Source organism: Bartonella sp. ML69XJBT, from assembly GCF_028618515.1.
Classification (GTDB): Bacteria; Pseudomonadota; Alphaproteobacteria; order Rhizobiales; family Rhizobiaceae; genus Bartonella.
This window is the reverse complement of the sequence record NZ_JAQITB010000006.1, coordinates 57434-83177: the sequence shown is the minus strand read 5'-3', so window position 1 is coordinate 83177 and position 25744 is coordinate 57434. Positions and strand designations below refer to the sequence as shown.

Below are 25744 nucleotides of genomic sequence, written 5' to 3'. Positions count from 1 at the left end.
AAAAGCAAAAGTATTTTACGCTTTTGCCTTTCTGTTATCACGCAGACGCTTTATCAATAAACTTTACTGCATCACCCACCGTGAAAATTGTTTCAGCAGCTTCATCTGGGATTTCTACACCAAATTCTTCTTCAAAAGCCATAACGAGCTCAACCGTATCAAGGCTATCTGCTCCTAGATCATCGATAAAGCTTGCATTTTCTACTACCTTATCTGCATTAACTCCAAGATGCTCTACGATAATTTTCTTAACGCGCTCTACTGTATCACTCATGTTGAAATCCTCGAATTTATTTTTCCTATAATTGGTTAGCTATATCGGATCATCTAATCAAGCAATAGATGCATTACTCTTAAAGATTCTAGCAGAGATTTAAAACACCCTGTGGATATCCCCTACAAAATGAAACAACCTGACATTCCGACATAAATTGATCAACCTACGATATTTAGATAAATGGGCAATCTTCCCATTTCATTTATTACTACTTAAAATAATACAGATTATAAATCAATGTGGAATAAAGCAAATACTCAAATCATTGCCATCCCGCCATTGACGTGTAATGTTTGACCTGTCACATATGCTGCTTCATCACTCGCTAAATAAACTGCAGAAAAAGCGATTTCTTCCCCACCCCCCATACGTTTCATTGGAATCGCTGCCATAACGGTTTCTTTTTGCTTCTCATTAAGCTTGTCGGTCATGGCAGACTTAATAAATCCTGGAGCAATACAATTAACCGTGATGTTTCGTGAAGCAATTTCTTGCGCTAATGCTTTAGAAAAGCCTATCAAACCAGCCTTTGCAGCACAATAGTTGGTTTGTCCAGGATTTCCCATAACACCAACTATTGATGTTATGTTAATAATCCTTCCATAGCGACGCCGCATCATAGAATGTGTTAACTCACGTGTTAAAGTAAAAGCAGCTGTGAGATTGACTGCTAAGACATCATCCCAGTCTTGATCTTGCATACGTACAAAAAGACCATCTCGGGTGATGCCCGCATTGTTAACCAAAATATCAACTCCACCCATCTCTCTTTCTGCTGTTTCAGCCAGTTCCTTAATGGATTTACGCTCAGAAAGATTAGCGGGAAATACAAAAACATCTTGTCCTAAATCTGCGGCCACTTCTTTTAACTTGTCTTCACGCGTTCCATGAAGCCCAACAATTGCTCCTTGCGCATGAAAACAACGTGCAATTGCTTCACCTATCCCTCCTGACGCCCCCGTCACAAGAGCTTTACGACCTGTTAATTTAAACATTTTTTAGACTCCTTAATAGATTAAACACCAAGCACCTGTAGTGCTGCTTCTATTTCCTCAACTGTTCCAACTGTTAATCCCTTTATATCCTTGTTAATACGACGCGCTAAACCGGTTAATACTTTTCCAGAACCAACTTCAAACAGCGTGTCAATCCCATTACTTCCCATCCATTCTATTGTTTCACGCCAGCGTACTCTCCCTGTCACTTGTTGGACAAGAAGCGCAATAATACGTTCTGGATCGGTTTCTGGTGCAACAGAAACATTGGCAACCAAAGGAACAAGGGGAACCATTTTATTAACAGTTAAAAGTGCTTTCTTCATGGCATCAGCAGCAGGCTGCATTAAAAGCGAATGAAAAGGAGCAGAAACTGGAAGAAGAAGTGCACGTTTAGCACCTTTTTTTGATGCAACCTCTACCGCTGTTTCAACCGCTTTTGCTTCACCTGAAATAACAATTTGCCCTCCCCCATTATCATTAGCAATCTGGCATAATCCTTGCTTAGAAACCGTTTCACAAATTTCTTCTACATCTTCTTCACTCAAACCAATAAGTGCTGCCATAGAACCTTCACCAACAGCGACAGCAGCTTGCATGACATTTCCACGAATGCGCAAGAGCTTTGCCGTATCCGTAAGACTAAATGTACCAGCAGCACAAAGAGCCGAATATTCTCCCAAAGAATGGCCTGCAACAAACTTCACCTTTTCTTTTATATTCAGCCCCAATTGTTCCATCACACGAATAACAGCCATGGATACAGCCATTAAGGCTGGTTGTGCATTTGCTGTTAACGTCAAAACATCTGCTGGCCCTTCAAAAATGATATCTGATAATTTCTCACCTAGAGCCTCATCGACTTCTTCAAAAACCATCCGTGCTGCAACAAATTGCTCTGTAAGCGCTTTGCCCATACCAACAAGCTGACTCCCCTGCCCTGGAAAAATAAAAGCTGTAGCCATTTATCGACTCCTCAAATTGTGCAATTCAATTATTTTCTTTTGATCTTATTCATCAGCACAAATCAAGATAAAGTGCTTTATTTGAAATGGATAGTTTTCTTAAAATTATATTTTAATGGTGGAATTTTGTATAAAAACTTAGGGAAATACGGTACCATAAACTGAATAACACCCCAACTTATGAAACTTCCTAAAATGATCCCAGCGACAACATCAAAAGGATAATGTACACCAACAAAGATACGCCCCCAACAGATTAAACACAAAAACATTCCTGCAAGCTTAGAAGCCACTTTGTATCGGTAAAAGTATAGATTCGCTGTATAAGATGCAATAGTCAAAGCATGATTACTCGGAAAAGAAGCTGTTGGACGATGTTGAATGAGTGGATTTGTCAAACCAACAACAAACGGGCGTGGGTGAAAATAAGTGAGTGAAATGAGATAACCTATTAAAAGGGCTACACAAATGCTCACGCAAATGCTTAACGCTACACGCCGTTCCATCTGTTCACCGCAAAACCACAATACACAAAGATGTAGTGGGATAATATAAATTAAAAACTTTGCACAAAAAATACTAAACAATACCACAAATGACCAAGATTGATGATTGCCTGTAAGTATTCCTAAAAGTGCAATGTCAATCCGGTTTAAAAAATCCATTCTTCTTTCCTTCATATTTATACTACAACTTTACGCCATCGTCTCTTTAGTAAAGATAAACAATATATCAAGATTTAATAAATCAATTTTTTTATGCACATGAACTTGCTATTTTTAAAGATAAGTTGTAAATGTCAAACGTTTGTTACCGGCATTTTAGCTGGGGATTGAACGGAGGACTGGGAAGTAACCAGTAGAAAGTGCAAAGTTTTCGACCTCCCGTGTCTCCGCTCTCGAATGTCTCGAATTGTAAACGCGTCCTTTCTTCTTTGGGTCTCCAAAAAAGACAAGTCGCAGAGGCTTTGCGCTAAAACCGGTAAAGTTTAATTGAAGAAAGGCAAAATAATGGCTCTTTATGAACATATGTTCCTTGCCCGACAAGATATTGCTCCACAGCAAATTGATGAACTTTTGAATGTCTACAAAGGTGTCATCGAAGCGCACGGGGGGAAAGTTGGGCGTGTAGAAAATTGGGGGCTTCGTCCCCTTGCTTATCGTATTCGCAAAAATCGTAAGGCTTATTATGTGCTGATTAATATTGATGCTCCAGCTGCAGCTATTGCTGAGGTTGAACGTCAAATGCGTATCAATGAAGATATTTTGCGTTACATGACCATTCGCGTCGAAAAACACGAAAAAGAGAAGTCTATTGCGCTCTCACGCCTTGATCGTAATAATCACATGGGGCAAGATGAAGAACGCTTTCGCTCCTCGCGTCGTCAACGTGAAGATGCCATAGAAGGAATAGAATGATGACTGATATGAATCAAACTGCAGCGCGTCGTCCCTTTCATCGTCGTCGTAAGACATGTCCGTTTTCAGGTGCGAATGCTCCTAAAATTGATTATAAAGATGTCAAATTGTTGCAACGTTACATTTCAGAGCGTGGGAAAATTGTTCCATCAAGAATCACAGCTGTTAGTCAGAAAAAACAGCGTGAGTTGGCAAATGCCATTAAACGTGCTCGTTTTCTAGGCTTGCTTCCATACATTATAAGATAAACTCTATAAACTGGGGACACTCCCCAGTTGCCTTGTGTGATTTAGTATAGCCTGATTATAGACTATATTAAATCTATAGAGCACAAAAAGTTGGGGCGTTGGAATGCCTCTAACTGCCAACAGCAGGACAGCAACAAATGAAAAATTTTCATGTTTATAAGATAATGACCGGTATTTTAGCGGGGTTGTTTGCTGTTGTAATAGGAATGGCAATTATCAGTGTCGCGAATATTGTTCCCTATTTTCCTCTTATTCTTGGTTGCTTTCTTTCATTGCCAATTTTCATTGTTGCATTCGCTCAAGGAACATTCGCCAGCATTGTTGCACTCATAATTGCTACTGTTGTTCTTATCATCACCACTAATATCTATATTGCTTTTGGCTTTATGCTGTTATTTTTCCTTCCGGCTGTCTATGCTTCTTGGCTCCTTGGACTTGCACGACCAACACAAAAGAAAAACGCCCTGATATGGTATCCGTTATCATCGGTCATTTTTCATTTAACCAACTTCATCGCGCTTATAGCAACCTTCATCGGGCTTTATGTCCAAACCCGTCCTTCCACACCCCTTATTGCAAAAAAAATCACTGCAAACATAGCACAAGCTATGCAACAATCTCGATCAATGAGGGAAACTGATATACAGGCTCTTAGTGAGTTGTTAATGACACATGCAGCAACTTTGACTGCCATTGCTTTGACTATTTATAGTTTGATTTTTCTCATTGGAAATCTTTATTTTTCGATAATAACGGCACAACATATGAAATGGCTTAAAAGGCCTCGTGATGATTGGAGTCAAACTCTCCGCCTGCCAATCTCTGGAATTTTTATTTTCATTGTTGTTTGCGTAGCATCAATGATTGAATTGAGCGCTCCTGTTAATTTGAGCACACGTGTTTTTAGCACTGCATACACTGTCATCATATCAATCAGTGGTCTAGCGTATCTCCATAATATTACGAAAGGAATTAACGGACGATTTATTATACTCTCTCTTGTTTATATTGCTATTTTAACCGTCGTTTTTGCTCCACCAATTTCTTTCATGATGCTGTTAATGGGTATTTGGGCAGCTATTCAATACAACTTTCAATCAGGCAAGAAACTTCATTAAATTTATTTGTTCGAAAGGAAAAACTATGGATATTATTCTACTTGAGCGCATTCCTCGCCTTGGTCAGATGGGTGATATTGTCTCAGTTAAAGATGGTTATGCACGTAATTTTCTCTTGCCTCAAGGTAAAGCTTTACGTGCAAATGAAGCTAATAAAAAACATTTTGAAATACAGCGTGCACAACTTGAAGCACGTAATCTTGAACGTAAAAGCGAAGCGCAGAAAGTTGCTGAAAAACTTGATGGTAAATCATTTATTGCTGTCCGTTCAGCTGGTGAAACGGGGCAACTTTACGGTTCTGTATCAACACGTGATATTGCTGAAATTATAACAAATGACGGTTTTTCTATTAGTAGAAATCAAGTTGAACTTCACCATCCAATAAAGACTATCGGCCTTCATACCATCACTCTTAGCTTACACCCTGAAGTTCAGATTTCTGTGATTATTAATGTTGCACGCTCAGCTAGTGAAGCTCAACGCCAAGCAGAAGGTGAAAATTTAACCTCTGCTGAAGCAATATATGACATTCAAGAAGAGTTGGTAGAAGAAAAACAGGAAGAATTATTAGCAGAAGAAAATAATGAGAATGAGACAAACAGTCTTAATGAAGATGCTTAATTATCCTTTTACCTATATTGCATTTTGCATTGTCTAAGAGATTGATACGTTATAAAAGCACTTACAAAAAAATTGAGTGCTTTTATTATTTTATCATCAAAAAACTGTATTCTTATAAAAAAGCAGTGTCTAGCATATGGTATAAAAATATACTAAAAACTATAAAGGCTGCGAGAAAATATTCTTATCCGTCGTTTTGTGAAAATAGAACAAAAAATTGTGTAAGTTTCTATTTCTTAAAAGAGTGATATTTGCATAAAATGAAGCGGTAAATGAATTATATCCCTCTATAATCTAAAATAATTCTGACCATAAAGAAGTTATTTTACTCATACTGGTATTGAAATTACATAATATTATAATACCCAAAGATTGTATTGTACTTCCTTTTTACATCATAAAGTGCAATTTGGAAAATTTATATATTCTCTAAAATTTCCACATTATAAAAATAAAATATAAAGGAATAAGATGTTATCGGTAATATACAAATGGTGAATCAGCAATTGCAGAGAGGCTAAAAAGGAAGATTTAGTTTTCTATCCTTTTAATATACAACACTCAATTAATTGCCTAAAATAGCTAAAGGTGAACTTTTAGTGGAAAAAACTGTTATGGAAAAAACAAGCATTGTTAACTTCAGTTCTGCGCAAAAAGAAGAAGCCTCTTCTTTTCAACAACTCCCGCATAATATTGAAGCTGAACAAGCATTGCTTGGTGCACTTCTCATCAATAATGATGCGCATGATCGCGTTTCAGATTTTCTAAAACCTGAACATTTTTTTGAACCATTGCATCAAAAAATTTATGATGTTTTATCCCATCATATCGAAAAAGGAAAAATTGCTGATCCAATTACCATCAAGCCCTTTATTCCAGCTGACGAAAAAATTGGCGATATCACCGTATATAATTATGTTGTTCGTTTAGCAAAAGAAGCAATAACAATTATTAATACCGAAGACTATGGACGTGTCATCTATGATCTTTTTATCCGACGCTCCTTGATTAATCTTGGAACTCAAGTTGTTAATACAGCCTTTGATGCTCCTGTAGAATTTACACCATCCCAACAAATTGAAACTATTGAACAGCAATTGTTTCAATTGGCAGAAAAGGGAAAATATGGAGGAGGATTTGAAAACTTCAATGAAGCTATCAAAAAAGCTATCGACATGGCAAGTGCTGCCAAAAAACGTTCTTCACACTTATCAGGAATAGCTACTCATATTAAAACACTTGATGAAAAAATGGGGGGGCTACAAGCATCCGACCTTATTATCCTCGCAGGACGTCCTGGTATGGGGAAAACATCACTTGCTACCAATATCGCCTTTAATATTGCCAATGCTTACAATCGTGATAACAAAATACAAGAAAATGAGGGGGGTATTGTTGGCTTCTTTTCACTGGAAATGTCATCAGAACAACTTGCAACCCGCATTATTTCCGAACAAACAGAGGTCTCTTCTTCTGATATCCGTCGTGGAAATATCTCTGAAGAGCAATTTTCTAAAATTATCCGTGCTATGAATCGTTTACAAAAAGCGCCACTTTATATTGATCAAACTGGTGGTATATCAATTACGCAATTGGCTGCCCGTGCACGGCGTCTTAAACGGCAACATGGTTTGGATATTTTATTTATTGACTATATTCAACTTATGACAAGCGGTTCAAAACGTTCTTCAGAAAATCGTGTTCAGGAAATTACAGAAATTACCACAGGATTAAAAGCATTGGCAAAAGAACTAAATATTCCTATTATTGCCCTTTCACAACTTTCGCGCCAAGTTGAAAATAGAACAGATAAACGACCACAACTTTCAGATTTACGTGAATCTGGTTCGATTGAGCAAGATGCAGACATCGTGCTTTTTGTTTATCGTGAAGAATATTATTTCAAAAATGAAGAACCCAAATTAGGAACCCTTGAACATACAAAATGGCAAGATGAAATGGATAAAATTATGGGGAAAGCCGACGTTATTGTCGCAAAACAACGCCATGGCCCCACAGGAACTGTTCCTCTTGCTTTTCAGTCTGATTTCACACGCTTTAGTGATCTGGCAGATAGTCATTATCTTCCAGAACAAATTGGTTAAATTATCATGGCACGCAGCCGTATTCAATTTATTTGCCAAAATTGTGGAACCGTCCATTCACGTTGGGCTGGAAAATGTAATTCTTGTGGTGAATGGAATTCCCTTATCGAAGAAAATCTGAATGGGGGCATCGGCTCTGGTCCAGTGCAAAATATCCGTAAAGGGCGTGTCATTCCTCTTACATCTCTTTCTGGAGATCTTAAAGATGCTCCACGTATCCATTCTGGTATCACTGAACTTGATCGTGTGACAGGTGGAGGCTTTGTTCGTGGATCAGCGCTCCTTGTTGGTGGCGATCCAGGTATTGGGAAATCAACATTACTGACACAAACTGCTGCTGCTTTATCGCGAAAGGGGCATAATGTCATCTATGTTTCAGGTGAAGAAGCTATTGCACAAATTTGTCTGCGTGCCCAAAGACTTGGAACTGCCAATACGGAGGTTAAACTCGCTGCTGAAACGAATGTTGAAGATATTCTTGCAACCTTAAGCGAACATAAAAATCTCGATATGGTGATTATCGATTCTATTCAAACTCTATGGTCAGATGCAGCCGATTCAGCGCCTGGTACTGTCACACAAGTACGCATCAGTGCTCAAGCAATGATCCGCTTTGCAAAAAAAACAGGAGCAGCTGTTGTTCTTGTCGGCCATGTAACAAAAGATGGGCAAATCGCTGGCCCCCGTGTGGTCGAACATATGGTTGATGCTGTTCTTTATTTTGAAGGTGAAGGTGGACATCATTATCGAATCCTTAGAACTGTTAAAAACCGCTTCGGCCCAACAGATGAAATTGGTGTTTTTGAAATGTCTGATAAAGGATTACGGGAAGTTGCCAATCCATCGGAGCTATTTTTGGGTGAACGAAATGAAAAAGCACCAGGATCTGCTGTTTTTGCAGGCTTGGAAGGAACACGCCCAATACTCGTAGAAATTCAAGCGCTTGTTGCTCCCTCTTCGCTTGGTACACCACGACGCGCTGTCGTGGGATGGGATGGAAATCGTCTTTCAATGATTCTTGCTGTTTTGGAAGCGCATTGCGGTATTCGCTTTGGACAACACGATGTCTACCTTAATGTTGCAGGTGGATATCGCATATCAGAACCAGCCGCTGATTTAGCCGTTGCAGCAGCTTTGGTATCTTCTCTTGCAAACATTCCTCTTCCAACGGATTATGTCTATTTTGGTGAAATCAGCCTTTCAGGAGCAACTCGCGCTGTTGCGCATTCAGCACAGCGCATCAATGAAGCAAAAAAACTGGGATTTCAAGGAGCTGTTCAACCAACTACAACAAAAAAAACAATGAAATTGCTCAATTTTCAACAAAAAACATTCTCTGACCTTCCTGAGCTGGTTGCAGCACTTACCGCAGATAAAAACTGCTCCAAGTGATACCTATCATAATATAGAAAAAACTCTACAAAAGAAAAAGACCCTTGCTATAAGAATAAAAAATGGCATAACAAAAAACGCATTTTTATACTAAATTAAAACAATACAACTTTATGTATAAGGAACAAACAAATGATCATAACAGTCCTTGATGGAATTGTCGTAGCAGTCATCCTGTTGTCCGCTTTCCTTGCTATGCTCAGAGGATTTTCACGTGAGGTGCTGTCGTTGGTTTCTTGGGCAATCGCAGCTGTTGCTACATTGTTTTTATTCAAGCCTGTCTTGCCCTTTTTTGAACAATATCTCTCTAATAAAATGATTGCATTGATCACAACTTTGGTCTCAATTTTTATTATTGTCCTCATTATTACTTCAATTATTACAATGAAAATCTCCGATTTTATTATTGATAGCCGCATTGGTATCCTTGATCGTATTATCGGTTTCGTTTTTGGAGCACTTCGTGGTTTATTTATTGTGGTCATCGCCATGTTGCTTCTTAATGCGCTTGTGAAACCTGAGAATCAAGCAAGTTGGTTAAAAAATGCAATAACAAAACCCATCTTAGATTCATTGGGACAAAAAGTCTGGGAAAAACTTCCCAAAGATCTCGATACTGTTCTTGAAAAGGCTGAAAATTTTTTAAAAAAAGATGATGCTCATACACAAGATAAGCACTCTCATAAAAAAGTAATTCAGCAAAATAGAGAATAATTCATCACGGATACAACGTTTCAAATAACACATGAATATGATATTATTATTGCTGATATCAGAATTGAAAGAACATGATGACAAAAAGCGACATTTCCTGTGAGGATTTTTTATTGGATGACGATACCCTTCATGAAGAATGTGGAGTTTTTGGTATTCTTGGGCATGAAGATGCAGCAACATTGACAGCTCTGGGGCTTCATGCACTTCAACATCGTGGACAAGAAGCCGCTGGGATTGTTTCTTATCATAATAAAATGTTTCATCAAGAAAAGCATCTAGGCCTTGTTGGTGATCACTATACGAATCCCGCAACCCTTGCTCGTTTACCGGGAGATCGAGCTATCGGACATACTCGTTATTCAACAACTGGAGAAGTAGCATTACGCAATGTTCAGCCTCTTTTTGCAGAATTAAAAGCTGGAGGTATTGCTATTGCCCATAATGGCAACCTTACCAATGGTCTTACATTACGCCGCGAGCTCATTGCCTCGGGTGCCATCTGTCAATCAACGTCAGATTCAGAAGTTTTTCTTCATCTTATCGCTCGTTCACGCTATGAATCGTCTTCTGACCGTTTTGCTGATGCTATTCGGCAAGTGGAAGGAGGATATGCCATGTTAGCGCTTACACGTACGAAGCTCATTGCGGCACGTGATCCAACAGGTATTCGACCTCTCGTGATGGGTGAACTTGATGGTAAACCAATTTTCTGTTCTGAAACATGTGCCCTTGATATTATTGGAGCAAAATATGTGCGCGATGTCAAAAATGGAGAAATCATCATATGCGAAATCCAAAAAAATGGGGAAATTACTAAAAAAGTTATAAAACCAGAGAATGAAAAACCAGAAAAGCTTTGCCTTTTTGAATATGTTTATTTTGCGCGCCCTGATTCGATTGTTGGAGGGCGGAGTGTTTATACGGTACGTAAAAATATGGGAATTCATTTGGCACGGGAAGCCCCTTGTAAGGGTGATGTTGTGGTTCCCGTTCCCGATGGCGGAACACCTGCTGCAATTGGTTATGCACAGGAAATTGGAATTCCTTTTGAACTTGGTATTATTCGAAATCACTATGTTGGTCGCACTTTTATAGAACCAACACAGCAAATTCGTGCTTTTGGAGTAAAATTAAAGCATTCTGCAAATCGTTCTATCATCAAAGGCAAACGTGTCATTCTGGTTGATGACTCCATTGTACGCGGAACAACCTCCCTCAAAATCGTGCGAATGCTCCGCGATGCAGGTGCAAAAGAAGTTCATATGCGTATTTCTAGCCCTATGATTTTCTATCCCGATTTTTATGGTATTGATACACCTAAAATTGAAAGCTTATTAGCTAATAAATATCCTGACTTAAAATCTATGTGTCATTTTGTCGGAGCTGACTCATTAGAATTTCTTTCAACAGATGGACTGTATCTTGCTGTATCAGGAGAAAAACGTAATAACGCTGATCCACAATTTACTGACCATTATTTCACCGGACATTATCCGACACATTTAGTTGATCAAGAAAATATCCCTCAAATTCATCAAGCATCGGTCCTTAAAACAAGAAATTAATAATGACAAAATTTGATTTTAGTCTTGTTGGTCGCGTTGCACTTATTACTGGTGCTTCGAAGGGTATTGGCTACCATTTAGCTTTAGAACTCGCAGAACGTGGTGCTCACATTATCGCCCTTGCACGAACGATTCGTGGACTTACTGAACTTGACAATCAAATCCAAAAAAAAGGGGCTCACGCAACACTTGTTCCGCTCAACTTACATCATATGGAAAACATCGATACTCTTAGTGTTTCAATTGCTAAACGCTGGCAGAAGCTCGACATTATGGTTGTAAATGCAGCAATTCTTGGAACACTCTCACCAATAGCTCATACCGACAATACGGTCTTTGAAGATGTTTTTCAGATAAACCTCATCAGCCAATGGCGTTTAATGAAAGCTGTTGAACCCTTATTGCGTCAATCCGATGCTGGACGAGCAATTTTGTTATCCTCAAGCGTTGCTCATGTTGCACGCGCTTTCTGGGGCCCCTATGCAGCCTCTAAAGCAGCTTTAGAAGTTCTTGCACGTTGCTGGGCAGAAGAACTCAAACAAACCCCTATCAAGATTAATTGTGTTGACCCTGGTGCAACACGCACTGCCATGCGTGCACAAGCTATGCCTGGTGAAGATCCTCAAACCCTCCCTTCACCACAAGAAGTCGCCGCAAAAATAGCACATTTATCCTCACCTAATTTAAAAGAAACAGGCAAACTCTTTAATGTCCGTAAAAATCGTTTTATGGATTATCATGCGCCTGATTAACCTAATACACTGATTTGTAAAAGTAATTTATTTTTTAGATTCAATAAAAGTTTCAAATACAGTTAAAACTTTCTCATTTTAGGCTTTCTTAAGTTATAACATAAAAAAATCTCTTTTTAGCCATAAAAGGAAGCTATGTGCGAACAGAAATTATTTCAAAAAGAGAAAAATAGCATAACTTTCATAAACCGTTTAAAAACAAAATAAATTATGACATTGAAAACTGATGAATAGAATGACGATGCCAGCTTGTATCTTTATAAGCGTAAAGATAATACGCAAAATAGATATTGGCATTAGATCCTTTACAATCATCATTGCGAAATAAGATGAGCCGTAACAAGGAAAGTCTTTTTAAAATAAATTCATGAATGAAACACGCGATGGCGATTATTTTTCCAATAGCATATTGATTTATAATGATCGTTTACTGTTTTGTATATTGAATGAGAGACCCGAATAATGTAGAATTCTCTCATTTCAAGTCTCTCCCATTGTTGAATCAATCAAAATCATTTGCTGGCACATCAAAAGCGAGGCTAGCGTATGGATAAAAACCGTACAAGAAAGGACTAAAATGGCTCTTAATGAACCGTCTTAGGTGCCAAGGGCTGTCTCAACGTTGGGAACTTGCAAATATAATAATGGTGCGGCATAAGCGCAAAGATGGGGGTGCTCAATGGCTTTATTGTTACACCATTCACGGGCGCTGTCGTGAGATGGGTTTTGGCGCCTTGAGAGTATCTCTTTAAAACAAGCCTGTGAAATATGCAACGCAATAGCCTTCTGTTTTATGTGAGAAACACGCTACAATCACAGACATAGAAGAAAAATGTCCAATCTAAATTAAATTTCTCTCTACTTCTTCTATTCTTAAAAAAACATTATAACTCTTGGATAGTTTTAACATTGTTGTTTTTTCCTTCCAAAACAACCCGTTTATTATAAGCCACAAAACTACAAGGAAGAAAGATCATATAGCCAATGGCTGTGATCAATAAAGTGTACCATGTGTAAGTTGCAAGAAAACCTACATAAATAACCACTCCCAACATACACGGTACAACAATATCACGCCTCAGATTTTGATCTATTGTTTTTGCATTCCATACTGGTAAACGGCTCACCAAAAGAAAAGCAATAATCACAGTATAAAGGCTAAAAAATAATGCCCAACTCCAACTTGGCATCAAACCAAGAGCTCCTAAATACATAGGTAATAAAAGCAATAATGCTCCCGCTGGCGCAGGAACACCAACAAAATAACTTTCCTTCCATTTTGGTGTATCAGCATTATCCAACATCACATTAAAGCGTGCTAATCGCAAACAACAAGCAACACAATAGACAAGTGCCGCTACCCAACCAACTTGGTGTGCTTGAGTCAAAACAAAGGAATAAACAATAAGTGCAGGTGCAACACCAAAATTAACCACATCAGCAAGAGAATCCATCTGTGCTCCAAAAGATGAACTCCCATCCATCAAACGAGCAATACGGCCATCCGCACCATCTAAAACTGCGGCTAAAAGCACCATTAAAATAGCCCCCTCATAGCGATGCTCAAAAGCTAAACGAATACTACTCATTCCTGCGCAAATTGCTAAAATAGTGATGATATTGGGAACAATATACCGCATCGGTGTAGGTGAACGCCACCGATTTGCAACGTCATCATGTTGTCCCTCAGGATTAAATGAAGAAAATAGCGAAAAGTTTTTCATTATTCATCCTAATCAAATCTAAAATCAGTGGTAGCACTCTTCTCATCAAAAGAACCTAATACTGTTTCTCCAGCAATTGCTATCTGGCCAACAGCAACACGTAATTTCACTGCAGTTGGTATATAAATATCAAGGCGAGAACCAAAACGAATCAATCCAAATCTTTCTCCAACCGTAACAGAATCACTTTCTTTCGCCCAACAAACAATACGGCGAGCAAGCATTCCAGCTATCTGTACCATACCAATTTTACCATGTTTACTGTCAATCACCATCCCATTGCGCTCATTAAATTGACTAGCCTTATCAAGCTCAGCATTTACAAACCGACCTGGACGATAAACGATAGATTCTATTGTACCACTTATGGGAATACGGTTAATATGGCATGAAAAAATATCCATAAACACAGAAATACGGATCATCTCTTCTTTACCTAATCCCAATTCTTCTGGTGGAACACATGGCTCAACAAATGAGATACACCCATCCGCAGGAGATATAATCCAATCGGAGTTCAAAGGAATCACACGATCTGGATTACGGAAAAAATATATACACCACACAGTGAGAACAAGACCACACCAAAACAACGGACTCCATATCCAACCAAGAATGAGCGAAATAATAAAAAACGCTACAATAAAAGGGTAACCTTCTTTATGAATTGGTGTAAAACCATTATGGATAGATTGTAGAATACTCATATAATTTCCTATTCATAGTATAACCTAAATAAGTCATAAACGCTTTTGTTCCTCACTATTCCTTTCTGTACTGAACCAATCACTCCATATAAAGTCATAAATCACATTTTGCGCAGCTTATTTTTTACGATTAACAACACCCATTTCATCTTCTTCACGCATTTTACGTAATTTTTCTTCCGCTTGCGATGCTTCAAGCTGTTTATTCCACATGGAAGCATATAGACCTTTTTTACGTAGAAGCTCTGCATGTGTCCCATTTTCAATAATACGACCATTTTTGAGAACCAAAATTTCATCAGCATTTATAATAGTAGAAAGACGGTGCGCAATGATCAATGTTGTACGCCCACGGCTAACAATATCCAATGCTTGTTGAATTTCCTGTTCCGTCGCCGTATCAAGAGCTGAGGTTGCTTCATCTAAAATAAGAAGTGGAGGAGCTTTTAACAATGTCCGAGCAATAGCCACACGTTGTTTTTCACCACCTGACAGCTTAAGCCCACGCTCACCGACCATAGATTGAAAGCTTTCCGGAAGCATCTCAATAAATTTTGATATCTGTGCCATTTCAGCAGCTTTACGCATCTCTTCATCTGTAGCACTTGGACGCCCATAGCAAATATTATAGGCTATTGTATCATTAAATAATACTGTGTCCTGAGGTACCATACCAATAGCTTCACGCAAACTTTTTTGCGTTATATCACGGATATCTTGTCCATCAATTGTTATAGAACCTGCATTAACGTCATAAAAACGAAAAAGTAATCGAGCAATAGTCGATTTACCAGCACCTGATGGACCAACAATGGCAACGGTTTTACCTCTGGGAATCTCAAAATTGATATCTTTGAGAATCTGGCGAGACGGATCATAGGAAAAATTTACCTGATTAAAGCGAATGTTACCACCCTCTATCACCAATGGCTTAGCATCTGATTTATCAGTGATTTCCTGCTGAACATCTAAAAGATCAAACATGGCTTCAATATCCGTTAGCCCTTGCCGAATGTCACGATAAATTGAACCAATAAAATTGAGTGGAATAGAAAGCTGTATTAAAAGTGTATTAATAAAAACGAAGTCTCCTAAAGTCTGTGTTTTATGAAAAACTTCATAAGCGGACATCAACATCAGAATAGTCATTCCAATACCAAAAATAAGAGTCTGACCAAAATTAAGCCAGCTTAATGATGTCCAAATTTTTGTTGCCGATTTTTCATAATTTGCCATCGAAGAATCAAATCGACGTGCTTCCAGATTTTCATTACAAAAATATTTGACTGTTTCAAAATTCAAAAGGGAATCCACAGCTCGCGTACTGGCCTCTGTATCTGCTGTATTCATTTCTTGCCTAATACGAATACGCCAATCACTCGCCTTAATTGTGAACCAAGTATATAAACCAACCATTATCAAAACTACGAATACATAATGCCATCCATAACTTATTTGAAATACAAATGCTGTTAAAAGAAACTCTAAAACCGTTGGGACTGTATTGAGAATTGAAAATCTAACGATAGCTTCAATGCCCTTTGTACCACGCTCAATCACACGAGAAAGCCCGCCAGTTCGCTTTTCTAAATGAAATCGCAAAGACAATCCATGAATATGTACAAAAGTCTTATAAGCGAGCTGACGAATAGCGTGTTGACCAACGGTTGCAAACAGAGAATCGCGTAACTGATTTAATGCAGACTGAACAATACGTGCAACATTATATGCTAAAACGAGCATGATGGGAATAATCCAACTGGATGGAAGCCATACTGGTAAATGAAAGCTAGCATTAAGCGTATCCGTAGCATATTTAAAAAAATAGGGCACCGAGATAAGAAACAGCTTAGCTAAAATAAGGTAAAATATTGCCCATAGAACACGCACTTTCAAATCACGTCGATCTGCCGGCCACATATAAGGCCATAAATTGTACAGTGTGCGAAATGTCTGACCTGTCTCTGACGATACAGTTTTTATCGTTTTATTGCGTTTCATAAAGCCTTTACTTCTCTATCATCTACTCCACAGGTCCTATAAAACCTCTCCTGTTGCGGCTTATTGATCATAGTCTCTCTTCTATCGCTTCCAATAAGCTCTACCTATAAGCATTTGAAGTTAGACTGTTTTGGAAAAAGGAACAAGAAAGAATCCCTTAGAAAGTTTATTATTTTGATCCGTATGCTCATACCATTCTGCTGCAAATAAACTTTCAACCTTGATACGCTTTTTTTTCAATTCAGCTTGAAGCCATGTTTTTGATTTACCAATTTCTTTAAGTCCTTCCTCAATAACTTCACCATTTTCTACTAAAATAGTAGATTTCTTACCTTCTTCCTTTTTAATAATGGTGCAATCGCCATTGGTTTCTAAACGAACAAAAGCTGCTTCATGTAAACTACAACCTTTAATACGCAACATTGTAATTAAATCATTAACACTGAGACCCAAACTCTCAATTTTATCTATTTGAAATACACCATCTAAAACTAATGTGACATTTCGTCCTGCAACAAGGCGACGAAAAAAAACAGAATGGTGTGCAAAAAAATTAAGAGATGTCACCAAAGCTTGCCAAATACATAAAACAACCAACAGCTGAACACTACTAATATTTGGATTATAAATAACGCCACCAATAATACCCCCCATTACAAAATTGCTGACCAAATCAACAGGGGTCATTTGACTAAGACTACCACGCCCCGTCGTTCTTAAAATCAATAGAAAAGCAAAAAGACCTATGGCTAATTTAAGTGCAACATATCCATAACTATATATAAATTCCATCACATTCTCCCTTTTTTATGAGAGCTGCTGGAATAGGAAAATCACCGCTTTACTTCCCACATCGTTATACGCTCACCAGTCTGTGGGTCTTTTTTATCTTTTAAAAGAATCCCCTCAGCTGCCAGCTCATCACGAATTGTATCCGCAGCCCCCCACTCTTTATTATGGATAAGCCGTAGTCTTTCGGCAATGCATTGATCGATAAACTTTACATCAAGAGAAGCTTTTTTCACAAACAATGGGCACTGTACATCTGTTATCCACTCTTGGTGCAATAAGCCAAATAAATTCATCCCATTTGATAAAGCCACACTATCCCCTGTTTTATAAAACTTTCGCAAAAGAGCAAATGCATTCGGAGTATTCAAATCATCACTTAGTGCACTTATCAAAGAGTCATCAACCATTTCATTGTTATTCACCTTCTCTCTTTCAGAGCGAAGCAATTCATACCAACGATAAAGTTCATTACTAGAATGCGCTAAACGCTGAGCTGTCCAATTTAATGGTTCACGATAATGCGTTTGTAACATTGAAAAACGTGCAGATAAGCCAGCCCAATTTTGCTTCATTTCATTGGTTAACGCATCATTAAGTTCAAAAAAATCATTCTCTAAAATAGAACGAATAGTCATGAAATTGCCAAGGCTTTTTGACATCTTTTTGCCTTCAACTTGCAAAAAACCGTTATGCATCCAAAAGTTAGCCATTCGTTCAGTCCCGAAAGCTGAACAACTTTGTGCAATCTCATTTTCGTGATGGGGAAAAATCAAATCAATGCCACCACCATGGATATCAAAAATATTTACTGACGGATCATCACAGTTTAAACCACCACCGTATGGTTCTAATAGCTTTGCCATTGACATTGCAGAACATTCAATATGCCAACCTGGACGTCCTAAAACAGAAATTCCTGCTGGTGATGCCCACCCTGGTTCTCCCTCCACAGAAGGCTTCCATAGAACAAAATCCATCTCCTCCCTTTTATAAGCCGCAACATCGACACGTGCACCAGCTCTCATTTCCTCCAACGAGCGTTTAGCAAATGCCCCATAATGGGGATGATTTTTTATGCTACTGACAGAAAATAATATATGATTTTCTGCTTTATAAGCGTGCCCTTTTTCAAGCAACCTTTCAATCAAACAGCGCATTTCCTCTAAATGATCCGTTGCGCGTGGTTGGCTGGTCGGCAAGAGACACCCAAGTGCTACCGTATCTTGTTGAAATTGAGAAGAGGTACGCTCGCTCAATCGGCGAATAGCTTCATTATGTGCTAATTCTGGATATTCGTGGGCTGCTCGTGCATTAATTTTATCATCCACATCTGTGATATTGCGCGCATATATAACATGCTCATTACCATAAAGATAACGCAATAAGCGAAATAAAAGGTCAAAAACAATTACAGGGCGTGCATTTCCTATGTGCGCATAATCATAAACTGTTGGACCACAAACATAAAGACGCACTTTTGTCGCATCTATCGGTGTAAAAATTTCTTTTTTACGTGTAAGCGTATTATAAAATTGCAACTTACTCATTATTATACTCCGTTAGCGATAACACTCATCGCTCATCCAAGTAAATCTTGCAAAAAATTATTGCATTATGTGATTTAAGCTCAAACTTTTGTATAAGTTACGTAAAATTCTCATAGCTCCCCCTTTCATGTAGGCTGTATCTATCATCTGTGAAAAAAACAATCCATTTTATTTGATTGGAGTATTTTATTGATACATATTTTTTTGATGAGAACATTATCACAGAAAAAAACTACAACGAACAATCTACTGTAAATTTATACAAAAAATAGATTGTATACATAAAATCTGAAATTTTTAACTACACAAAACTTTGTTAGAATGTTCAATAGCCCTATGAGGCTTTCCTTATTCTCTTTCATGCCCTAAATTTATAATATGTTTGCTCTTGGTAATGATGCACAATTTCTTTTATCCACACCATTTTGTTTGCAATTGTAATTGCATAGGAACTTATTCAAAGGTGGCAAAAATTAATGCATAATATATTGATAAAAATTGTTTTTTTTATATTTTTTTTCGCTTTAACATCCACTTTTGCACAACAATCGCCACCCTATGAGACAAAATTGTTACGGCTAGCAGAAATTTTGGGAGCCCTACACTCTCTACAAAATCTTTGTGGTACTCCAACAAACCAATGGTATGACTATATGAATGCACTGATTGAAGCAGAACAACCAATACAACAAAGACGCTCTTATTTTTATGCAGCGTTTAATGAAGCTTATCGTGCTTTTTCAGAAAATTATCATCACTGTACCCAATCGGCAATTGAAGCAAATCAAAGGTATATTAAAGAAGGAAGATCCTTATCCGAAAGCCTTCTCATGCATTATGGTACTCAACCTCCCAAAAATTATCAAACCCTTGGTTTAAGTTCCCCTACTGACAAAAAATAAAGAGAGGCATAAACCTGCTTTATATAAATATCGTCATTTTTAGAGAATGCCCCCTCCATACGCTTTTATCTTCGTCCGATAAAATTACCACGTGCGCCCTTTATGCAAATAAAGTTATTTCATAAAAAGCACCAATTTTATTTGGTCACACCAAAGTTTCTACAAATTTAATAGGTTCGCCTTGCGAAGGTGTAACAATTTCTCCTTCCCACATAACACGCATACCACGAATAATGGTCCCAACAGGCCAGCCTTTAACCTTTTTACCATCATAAGGCGTCCAACCTGCACGTGAACCAATCAATGCATTGGTCATTATTTCTTCCCGCTTAAGATCAATAATGGTTAAGTCAGCGTCATATCCAACAGCAATACGTCCTTTACAGCTTATACCAAAAATGCGGCTAGGACCATGCGAGGTGAGATCAACAAAACGTTCAAGAGATATCTTTCCTGCATTGACATGTGTTAACATAATTGCTGCTGTTGTTTGCACACCTGTCATGCCGGAAGGGGAAGCTGGGTAAGGCTGCTGTTTTTCTTTAAGGGTATGAGGAGCGTGATCAGAACCTAACACATCAACAATACCTTGCTGAACACCATACCAAAGAGCTTCACTGTGTCGGCTCTCACGGATCGGTGGATTCATTTGAATTAATGTACCACAGCGTTGATAATCATTTGACGTTAACGTCAAATGATGCTGCGTAACTTCAATTGTTGCCACATCCTTATGTTTTTTTAGAAAATCAATTTCTTCGGCAGTAGAAAGATGTAAAATATGAATACGTGACTTCGTTTCATGCGCAATTGTTACTAAACGCTGTGTACATTTTAATGCTGCAATCTCATCACGCCAAATCGGATGCGATGATGCATCCCCTTCAATACGCAACATTTTGCGCTCTCTAAGCCTTTGTTCATCTTCAGAATGAAAAGCCGCACGACGGCGTGTATTTTCCAAAATAAGACGCACACTTTCATCATCATCTACCAAAAGATCGCCTGTTGAAGAACCCATGAACACTTTAATTCCAGCAGCACCAGGCAGCCTTTCTAACTCAGCTAATTGATGTGCATTTTCACGCGTTCCTCCAACCCAAAATGCAAAATCACAATGCATCCGGTGAAATCCACGTTTTACTTTATCAGACAATGCTTCTTCCGATGTGGTTAATGGATTGGTATTAGGCATTTCAAATACTGATGTAACACCTCCTAACACCGCAGAATAGGAGCCACTTTCTAAATCCTCTTTATGTTCATTACCAGGCTCGCGAAAATGAACTTGGCTATCAATAATCCCCGGCAAAATATGGAGTCCTGTACAATCAATGACTTCCCCAGCAGATGCACATGTAAGATCACCAATTTCAGCAATGCGGCCATTTGTAATACCAATATCACGCTTACCACTTCCATCATGATTTACAATTGTTGCACCTTTTAAAATTATATCAAATGTTTTAAACATAGCCGTGCTCCTTACATATCCTTTCTTTATCGATTAGGTAACTTTGGCTAGAAAGGCAAGAACCATGATTGAAAAACAAAATGCCATTCTCTTAAAAAAACGTAAGATTATTGAAATTACGGGTGAAGAAGCAACAGATTTTCTGCAGGTTCTTATCACAACAGATGTGACAAAAATCGGCTCTCAAGAAATTTTCCCTGGAGCTCTTTTATCACCACAAGGAAAAGTTATTGCTGATTTTCTTATCGGAAAAAGAGAAGACGGTTATTTCATTGATACCACTTTCTCTTTAGCTGATATTCTCTATAAACGTCTGCTCCTCTATAAACTACATAAAAAAGTAGAAATTATAAAACCATTACAAGAACTTGTTACAGTTTCTTGGGATAATGAATCAAATAGTTTAAATTTTGATTCAAGTTTTATTGATAAACGCTTTCCACAAAAACAAAAAATAATACGGACCTATGGGACAACACCGTTTTTGGTTTCAGAATATCATGATTATTGGAATCAATTGCGTATCCGTTATGCAATCGCAGAAAGTGATAAAGATTATGAAATCGGAAAAGTCTTTCCTCATGATATTAATTATGATCAAATTAATGGACTTTCCTTTAACAAGGGGTGTTATATTGGACAAGAAATTGTTTCGCGAATGCATCACCGTCGCACAATGCGCCGCCGCATTTTAATCGTAAAAAGTCAGCGTGAATTAACTCTAGGTTCTAGCGTTAAAGTAGGAGGCAAAGTACTTGGTTCCTTGGGAACATGCGCTGCAAACGAAGCTCTCATTTTAACGCGTATTGACCATGTCAAAGATGCAATGGAGCATAATATCCCATTTACAGTAAATGATGTTCCTGTCACCATAAGCATTGCTGAAAATATGAATTTTACCTTTCTTGAAAACACTGTGGAAACATCTTAATGGCTAAAGCTGAATTATCAAAAAATGGAGAAGCACGTGCTTGGCAGAGAATGCTCTCTGGCCGACGACTTGACATCCTCAATCCTTCACCCTTTGATATTGAAATCGAAGATATTGCTCATGGACTTGCCCGCGTTGCACGTTGGAACGGTCAAACCCAAGGTGATCATGCCTATTCTGTTGCACAACATTCACTTTTGGTAGAACAAATATTTCAAAAGCTTTGTCCTCAATCGCGCAGTAATGAACGTTTGTGTGCTCTTCTACATGACGCGCCAGAATACGTTATCGGTGATATTATTTCGCCCTTTAAAGCTGTCATCGGAAAACAATATGAAACCATCGAAAAACGTATACAAGACGCTATCCATATGCGTTTTTCTCTCCCTATTAATCCTTCTCAAAAGCTCTCAAAAAAAATTAAACAAGCCGACCGTATCGCTGCATTCTACGAAGCTATCACGCTTGCTGGATTTAATACAGAAGAAGCCCTTCGCTATTTTGGTTCTCCGAATCATATTTTATGCGATGATCTCAATTTACAACCCTATTCTACACAACAAATTGAAAGCGCCTTTTTAACACGTTTTAATAATCTTGATACTCAGAAGTCATCATAATTCTCTTTGCCTCATTCATCTTATTGTTTTAGCTGAAAAAAATAATGAGCTTACAGCCTTTTTCACTGAACAGCTTCTTGAATACAATCACTATACGAAGAAATTTTCTCATCGTACCTATTCTTCTTATAGATATTTGATACTTTATAATTTTTGCCTCTTGATAAAGTCGTTTAGAACCAACAAAAGTAGCCATTCTTTAAGTTTCAGCTTTTTGTAATATATTATTCACAAGTCCTTCGAAAAATTGTGTGTTTATGAGGCAATTATAGCCAATTTTGAACATAAATCAGTAATATATGAAAAAATCGATATGTATGACTAAAAATAAATCACATATTGATTTATCTTCATAAATCATCATTTCTCATATTCAACAATAGCTTCGAGTATAGTAAAATTTTCTTGTCTCAAATCCTCTTATATAAAACCAATGTAAGTTCCTTGCTTGCATATCATAAATGAGAATGGTGTGTGGGTAAAAATACTTAAAAAAGAAGGAAAATACTTCTTATGAATACTCTTAGATGCAAGGTCTGGCATAATATTAGGAGCTAGAAAATAGTCTGATGATGCTGGCTTTTTCATAAGCATAAAGATGATAGTGCCTCATAGATTTACCGTTATACCATTCATGGGCTATACTCGTGAAATGGGTTTAAGAACATTAAGAAATGTTTCTTTAAAATAAATGTATAAAGGTCAATAGAGTGGGGCTCTATGTTGCGTGAGGAGTGTGTCCCCATGAGAACGCAATAAATAAAAGCGCGAGACAATGCGTAATCTCGTTATTTGGAAAGATAGACGCTGATTTTACCTTTATGCCTTCATATTTTTTCCAAGTGAGTTTTTTCCTGTTTTACAGTTTGCCTAAACAGATATATGCACTCACCTTCCAATCTGGCATACAAAACTGGAACTGCGGAGCTTTCATTCTCCTTAACCACTATTTCAAACATGTGGCTATGCTAAATTTAGATATCGATTTACAAAAACAGCACAAGTTTTATTAACCCAATAACCTCATAAAACGATCAATAGAATGAACATAGATTGGAAAGATGTATTAGCTTCTATCAATCCTCTGTAAAATAATAAACATAACTTGCTTTGCGTTTGCATAGCTTCACAGACATTTGATAATAAATATTATTATCTTTTTCATATTAAATGGGATTTTATTGCAGTTTATAAACTTCTTCATCCGCTGGAAAAGCACGAGATGTAACATCTTCTGCATAATTCTTGATTGCGGTTTCCATTGCTTGTTCAAGAGCACCATAACGACGTACAAATTTTGGCACATAACTACCATAACCCAACATATCTTCCATAACCAATATTTGTCCATCACACTGATTAGATGCACCAATACCAATTGTTGGAATAGCAAGTTTTTCTGTAAGCTCTGCTGCTAAAGGCTCGACAACTCCTTCCACAACAACAGCAAAAGCACCAGCCTCTTCAATCGCTGCTCCATCAGTTTTAATCTTTTGCCAATCACTCTCGTTGCGCCCTTGCGTCTTAAAACCACCAAAACGATTCACAGCCTGTGGAGTCAACCCGATATGTCCCATCACTGGAATGCCGCGTTTACATAAAAAATCGATTGTTTTTGCTATATAAACACCACCTTCAAGCTTAACTGCCCCACATCCGGTTTGGGCAAGGATACGCGATGCATTCAAAAAAGCTTGTTCTGGACTTTCTTCATAAGAACCAAAAGGCATATCCACAACGATAAGGGCCTTTTGAGAGCCACGCATAACTGCCTGCCCATGCAAAATCATCATATCTAAACTCACAGGAAGTGTTGTCTCAAACCCATAGACGACCATACCAACGCTATCACCAACCAAAAGCAAATCGCAATAGGGATCAGCAATCCGTGCGGTATAAGCCTGATACGCCGTGAGCGAAACAATCGGTTGTTGCCCTTTTCTTGAACGTATCTCAGCAGAAGTTATACGTTTTATGGTTTTATTATGTATACTCATTTGTCAACCTTCTCTTGCAATATATATTGATCAATAAGCCTCACAGCACCAAAACGAACAGTGAGGAGTAAAACCGCAGGCTTTTCTAGTTTTCCTTTGGCAACACATAATGTTTCCATATCCCGCAAATCTATAGATTCAATAATTGCGCGCGATTCTTGTTGTAAAATATCGCGAACAATTTTGCATAATTTGTTAACCGATCGTTCTCCTTGGTGGTAAAGCTGTTCAGCAGCTTTACCACTTTCAGGAATAATTTTTGCTGCTTTGCGATCTTCTCGTATTAAAAGTTGATTCCGTGAGGAACGAGCTACACCATCTGCTTCGCGTAAAATGGGAACGCCAATAATTTCAATAGGAAAAGCTAAATCCTCAACCATACGTCGAATAATGAAAATCTGTTGAAAATCCTTTTCTCCAAAAAAAGCCTTATCTGGCTGAACAATGTTAAAAAGCTTAGCAACAACACTGGTCACACCACAAAAATGCCCTGGACGTAATTTCCCGATTAATATACGTGATAGTTTTTCCACCTTCACAATTGTATCATTTCCAAGTGGCCACATCTCATCGGTAGAAGGTGCAAAAACATAATCAACACCTGCTTTTTTCAACAAGGCACAATCACCCTGCAAATCTCTTGGATATTGATCAAAATCCTCATGGAGAGCAAATTGCTTGGGATTGACAAAAATAGAAACTACACTTCGATCACACATTGCTCTTGCCTTCTCTACTAATGCAAGGTGACCTTCATGTAATGCTCCCATAGTGGGAACCAAACCAATTGAAGAGCCTAAACGTCGTTCTTTAGCGATATATTGACGCATTTCAGTAATTGTTGTTAGAATCTGCATCTTCATATTCTCTTCATA

The 25744-nt window shown here is 38.0% G+C and carries 24 protein-coding genes and 1 pseudogene; 13 read left to right on the top strand and 12 right to left on the bottom strand.

Annotated elements, in window-relative coordinates:
- Nucleotides 1-37: 37 nt before the first annotated feature.
- The 4 genes from PVV68_RS03530 to PVV68_RS03515 all read right to left on the bottom strand — a co-directional run bounded on the left by PVV68_RS03530 (nucleotide 38) and on the right by PVV68_RS03515 (nucleotide 2902).
- On the bottom strand, nucleotides 38-274 hold the full coding sequence (locus PVV68_RS03530) for an acyl carrier protein (protein WP_004860281.1): 237 nt from the start codon (nucleotides 272-274) through the stop codon (nucleotides 38-40).
- A 260-nt stretch (nucleotides 275-534) separates the two neighbouring features.
- Nucleotides 535-1272, bottom strand: coding sequence for a 3-oxoacyl-[acyl-carrier-protein] reductase (gene fabG, locus PVV68_RS03525; protein ID WP_273720569.1), 738 nt, complete (start codon nucleotides 1270-1272; stop codon nucleotides 535-537).
- A gap of 20 nt (nucleotides 1273-1292) precedes the next feature.
- A complete protein-coding gene (gene fabD, locus PVV68_RS03520) occupies nucleotides 1293-2237 on the bottom strand; it encodes an ACP S-malonyltransferase (RefSeq protein WP_273720568.1) in 945 nt (314 codons plus the stop codon).
- Between the two features lie 77 nt (nucleotides 2238-2314).
- Complete coding sequence (locus PVV68_RS03515; RefSeq protein WP_273720567.1) at nucleotides 2315-2902, bottom strand: undecaprenyl-diphosphatase; 588 nt, start codon at nucleotides 2900-2902, stop codon at nucleotides 2315-2317.
- A gap of 345 nt (nucleotides 2903-3247) precedes the next feature.
- Here PVV68_RS03515 and rpsF point away from each other — a divergent pair, with 345 nt between their 5' ends.
- The 10 genes and pseudogenes from rpsF to PVV68_RS03465 all read left to right on the top strand — a co-directional run.
- Entirely contained in the window at nucleotides 3248-3655 is a 408-nt protein-coding gene (gene rpsF / locus PVV68_RS03510; RefSeq protein WP_273720566.1) for a 30S ribosomal protein S6, read from the top strand.
- Nucleotides 3655-3903: a 30S ribosomal protein S18 gene (rpsR, locus tag PVV68_RS03505; RefSeq protein ID WP_273720565.1), complete on the top strand. Its 249-nt coding sequence runs from the start codon at nucleotides 3655-3657 to the stop codon at nucleotides 3901-3903. The genes rpsF and rpsR overlap by 1 nt, the downstream gene beginning before the upstream one ends.
- 137 nt (nucleotides 3904-4040) lie before the next feature.
- A complete protein-coding gene (locus tag PVV68_RS03500) occupies nucleotides 4041-5021 on the top strand; it encodes a hypothetical protein (RefSeq protein WP_273720564.1) in 981 nt (326 codons plus the stop codon).
- A gap of 25 nt (nucleotides 5022-5046) precedes the next feature.
- Complete coding sequence (gene rplI, locus PVV68_RS03495; RefSeq protein ID WP_273720563.1) at nucleotides 5047-5643, top strand: 50S ribosomal protein L9; 597 nt, start codon at nucleotides 5047-5049, stop codon at nucleotides 5641-5643.
- Nucleotides 5644-6257: 614 nt separating this feature from the next.
- A complete protein-coding gene (locus tag PVV68_RS03490; RefSeq protein ID WP_273720583.1) occupies nucleotides 6258-7748 on the top strand; it encodes a replicative DNA helicase in 1491 nt (496 codons plus the stop codon).
- Between the two features lie 6 nt (nucleotides 7749-7754).
- Nucleotides 7755-9140: a DNA repair protein RadA gene (radA, locus tag PVV68_RS03485; RefSeq protein WP_273720562.1), complete on the top strand. Its 1386-nt coding sequence runs from the start codon at nucleotides 7755-7757 to the stop codon at nucleotides 9138-9140.
- A gap of 132 nt (nucleotides 9141-9272) precedes the next feature.
- Complete coding sequence (locus tag PVV68_RS03480) at nucleotides 9273-9854, top strand: CvpA family protein (RefSeq protein ID WP_273720561.1); 582 nt, start codon at nucleotides 9273-9275, stop codon at nucleotides 9852-9854.
- A 74-nt stretch (nucleotides 9855-9928) separates the two neighbouring features.
- The gene (gene purF, locus PVV68_RS03475; RefSeq protein WP_273720559.1) at nucleotides 9929-11422 is read left to right on the top strand and encodes an amidophosphoribosyltransferase; all 1494 of its coding nucleotides are present in this window, start codon (nucleotides 9929-9931) and stop codon (nucleotides 11420-11422) included.
- Between the two features lie 2 nt (nucleotides 11423-11424).
- Entirely contained in the window at nucleotides 11425-12174 is a 750-nt protein-coding gene (locus tag PVV68_RS03470; protein ID WP_273720557.1) for an SDR family NAD(P)-dependent oxidoreductase, read from the top strand.
- A gap of 587 nt (nucleotides 12175-12761) precedes the next feature.
- Nucleotides 12762-12943 (top strand): annotated as a pseudogene (locus PVV68_RS03465) (integrase); the annotation flags it as partial.
- 115 nt (nucleotides 12944-13058) lie between these two features.
- Here PVV68_RS03465 and pssA read toward each other — a convergent pair.
- The 5 genes from pssA to cysS form a co-directional block, all read right to left on the bottom strand.
- A complete protein-coding gene (gene pssA, locus PVV68_RS03460; protein ID WP_273720554.1) occupies nucleotides 13059-13898 on the bottom strand; it encodes a CDP-diacylglycerol--serine O-phosphatidyltransferase in 840 nt (279 codons plus the stop codon).
- An 8-nt stretch (nucleotides 13899-13906) separates the two neighbouring features.
- Nucleotides 13907-14605: a phosphatidylserine decarboxylase gene (locus PVV68_RS03455; protein ID WP_273720552.1), complete on the bottom strand. Its 699-nt coding sequence runs from the start codon at nucleotides 14603-14605 to the stop codon at nucleotides 13907-13909.
- Between the two features lie 117 nt (nucleotides 14606-14722).
- Nucleotides 14723-16606, bottom strand: coding sequence for an ABC transporter ATP-binding protein/permease (locus PVV68_RS03450; RefSeq protein WP_273720550.1), 1884 nt, complete (start codon nucleotides 16604-16606; stop codon nucleotides 14723-14725).
- A 120-nt stretch (nucleotides 16607-16726) separates the two neighbouring features.
- Nucleotides 16727-17398, bottom strand: coding sequence for a DUF421 domain-containing protein (locus PVV68_RS03445; protein ID WP_273720548.1), 672 nt, complete (start codon nucleotides 17396-17398; stop codon nucleotides 16727-16729).
- Between the two features lie 41 nt (nucleotides 17399-17439).
- Nucleotides 17440-18945: a cysteine--tRNA ligase gene (gene cysS / locus PVV68_RS03440; protein WP_273720546.1), complete on the bottom strand. Its 1506-nt coding sequence runs from the start codon at nucleotides 18943-18945 to the stop codon at nucleotides 17440-17442.
- 476 nt (nucleotides 18946-19421) lie between these two features.
- Here cysS and PVV68_RS03435 point away from each other — a divergent pair, with 476 nt between their 5' ends.
- Nucleotides 19422-19847, top strand: coding sequence for a TIGR02301 family protein (locus tag PVV68_RS03435; protein ID WP_273720544.1), 426 nt, complete (start codon nucleotides 19422-19424; stop codon nucleotides 19845-19847).
- Nucleotides 19848-19992: 145 nt separating this feature from the next.
- Here PVV68_RS03435 and PVV68_RS03430 read toward each other — a convergent pair whose 3' ends face one another.
- Nucleotides 19993-21321: a dihydroorotase gene (locus tag PVV68_RS03430; RefSeq protein WP_273720541.1), complete on the bottom strand. Its 1329-nt coding sequence runs from the start codon at nucleotides 21319-21321 to the stop codon at nucleotides 19993-19995.
- Between the two features lie 64 nt (nucleotides 21322-21385).
- Between PVV68_RS03430 and PVV68_RS03425 the strand changes: the two genes are divergently transcribed.
- Nucleotides 21386-22252: a folate-binding protein YgfZ gene (locus tag PVV68_RS03425; protein ID WP_273720539.1), complete on the top strand. Its 867-nt coding sequence runs from the start codon at nucleotides 21386-21388 to the stop codon at nucleotides 22250-22252.
- Nucleotides 22252-22872, top strand: a complete 621-nt coding sequence (locus tag PVV68_RS03420) for an HD family hydrolase (protein WP_273720537.1) — start codon at nucleotides 22252-22254, stop codon at nucleotides 22870-22872. Before PVV68_RS03425 ends, PVV68_RS03420 begins: the two co-directional genes overlap by 1 nt.
- 1178 nt (nucleotides 22873-24050) lie before the next feature.
- Here the strand turns inward: PVV68_RS03420 and panB are convergent.
- On the bottom strand, nucleotides 24051-24869 hold the full coding sequence (gene panB / locus PVV68_RS03415; protein ID WP_273720535.1) for a 3-methyl-2-oxobutanoate hydroxymethyltransferase: 819 nt from the start codon (nucleotides 24867-24869) through the stop codon (nucleotides 24051-24053).
- A complete protein-coding gene (panC, locus tag PVV68_RS03410) occupies nucleotides 24866-25732 on the bottom strand; it encodes a pantoate--beta-alanine ligase (protein WP_273720533.1) in 867 nt (288 codons plus the stop codon). Before panC ends, panB begins: the two co-directional genes overlap by 4 nt.
- Nucleotides 25733-25744 lie beyond the last annotated feature (12 nt).

Coding starts and splice junctions, on each gene's coding strand:
- PVV68_RS03420 (WP_273720537.1), top strand. CDS start 22,252: ATGGCTAAAGCTGAATTATCAAAAAATGGAGAAGCACGTGCTTGGCAG.
- rpsF (WP_273720566.1), top strand. CDS start 3,248: ATGGCTCTTTATGAACATATGTTCCTTGCCCGACAAGATATTGCTCCA.
- cysS (WP_273720546.1), bottom strand. CDS start 18,945: ATGAGTAAGTTGCAATTTTATAATACGCTTACACGTAAAAAAGAAATT.
- PVV68_RS03450 (WP_273720550.1), bottom strand. CDS start 16,606: ATGAAACGCAATAAAACGATAAAAACTGTATCGTCAGAGACAGGTCAG.
- PVV68_RS03445 (WP_273720548.1), bottom strand. CDS start 17,398: ATGGAATTTATATATAGTTATGGATATGTTGCACTTAAATTAGCCATA.
- PVV68_RS03425 (WP_273720539.1), top strand. CDS start 21,386: ATGATTGAAAAACAAAATGCCATTCTCTTAAAAAAACGTAAGATTATT.
- PVV68_RS03490 (WP_273720583.1), top strand. CDS start 6,258: ATGGAAAAAACAAGCATTGTTAACTTCAGTTCTGCGCAAAAAGAAGAA.
- rpsR (WP_273720565.1), top strand. CDS start 3,655: ATGACTGATATGAATCAAACTGCAGCGCGTCGTCCCTTTCATCGTCGT.
- panB (WP_273720535.1), bottom strand. CDS start 24,869: ATGAGTATACATAATAAAACCATAAAACGTATAACTTCTGCTGAGATA.
- panC (WP_273720533.1), bottom strand. CDS start 25,732: ATGAAGATGCAGATTCTAACAACAATTACTGAAATGCGTCAATATATC.
- purF (WP_273720559.1), top strand. CDS start 9,929: ATGATGACAAAAAGCGACATTTCCTGTGAGGATTTTTTATTGGATGAC.
- radA (WP_273720562.1), top strand. CDS start 7,755: ATGGCACGCAGCCGTATTCAATTTATTTGCCAAAATTGTGGAACCGTC.
- PVV68_RS03455 (WP_273720552.1), bottom strand. CDS start 14,605: ATGAGTATTCTACAATCTATCCATAATGGTTTTACACCAATTCATAAA.
- fabD (WP_273720568.1), bottom strand. CDS start 2,237: ATGGCTACAGCTTTTATTTTTCCAGGGCAGGGGAGTCAGCTTGTTGGT.
- pssA (WP_273720554.1), bottom strand. CDS start 13,898: ATGAAAAACTTTTCGCTATTTTCTTCATTTAATCCTGAGGGACAACAT.
- PVV68_RS03480 (WP_273720561.1), top strand. CDS start 9,273: ATGATCATAACAGTCCTTGATGGAATTGTCGTAGCAGTCATCCTGTTG.
- fabG (WP_273720569.1), bottom strand. CDS start 1,272: ATGTTTAAATTAACAGGTCGTAAAGCTCTTGTGACGGGGGCGTCAGGA.
- PVV68_RS03430 (WP_273720541.1), bottom strand. CDS start 21,321: ATGTTTAAAACATTTGATATAATTTTAAAAGGTGCAACAATTGTAAAT.
- rplI (WP_273720563.1), top strand. CDS start 5,047: ATGGATATTATTCTACTTGAGCGCATTCCTCGCCTTGGTCAGATGGGT.
- PVV68_RS03515 (WP_273720567.1), bottom strand. CDS start 2,902: ATGGATTTTTTAAACCGGATTGACATTGCACTTTTAGGAATACTTACA.
- PVV68_RS03500 (WP_273720564.1), top strand. CDS start 4,041: ATGAAAAATTTTCATGTTTATAAGATAATGACCGGTATTTTAGCGGGG.
- PVV68_RS03530 (WP_004860281.1), bottom strand. CDS start 274: ATGAGTGATACAGTAGAGCGCGTTAAGAAAATTATCGTAGAGCATCTT.
- PVV68_RS03470 (WP_273720557.1), top strand. CDS start 11,425: ATGACAAAATTTGATTTTAGTCTTGTTGGTCGCGTTGCACTTATTACT.
- PVV68_RS03435 (WP_273720544.1), top strand. CDS start 19,422: ATGCATAATATATTGATAAAAATTGTTTTTTTTATATTTTTTTTCGCT.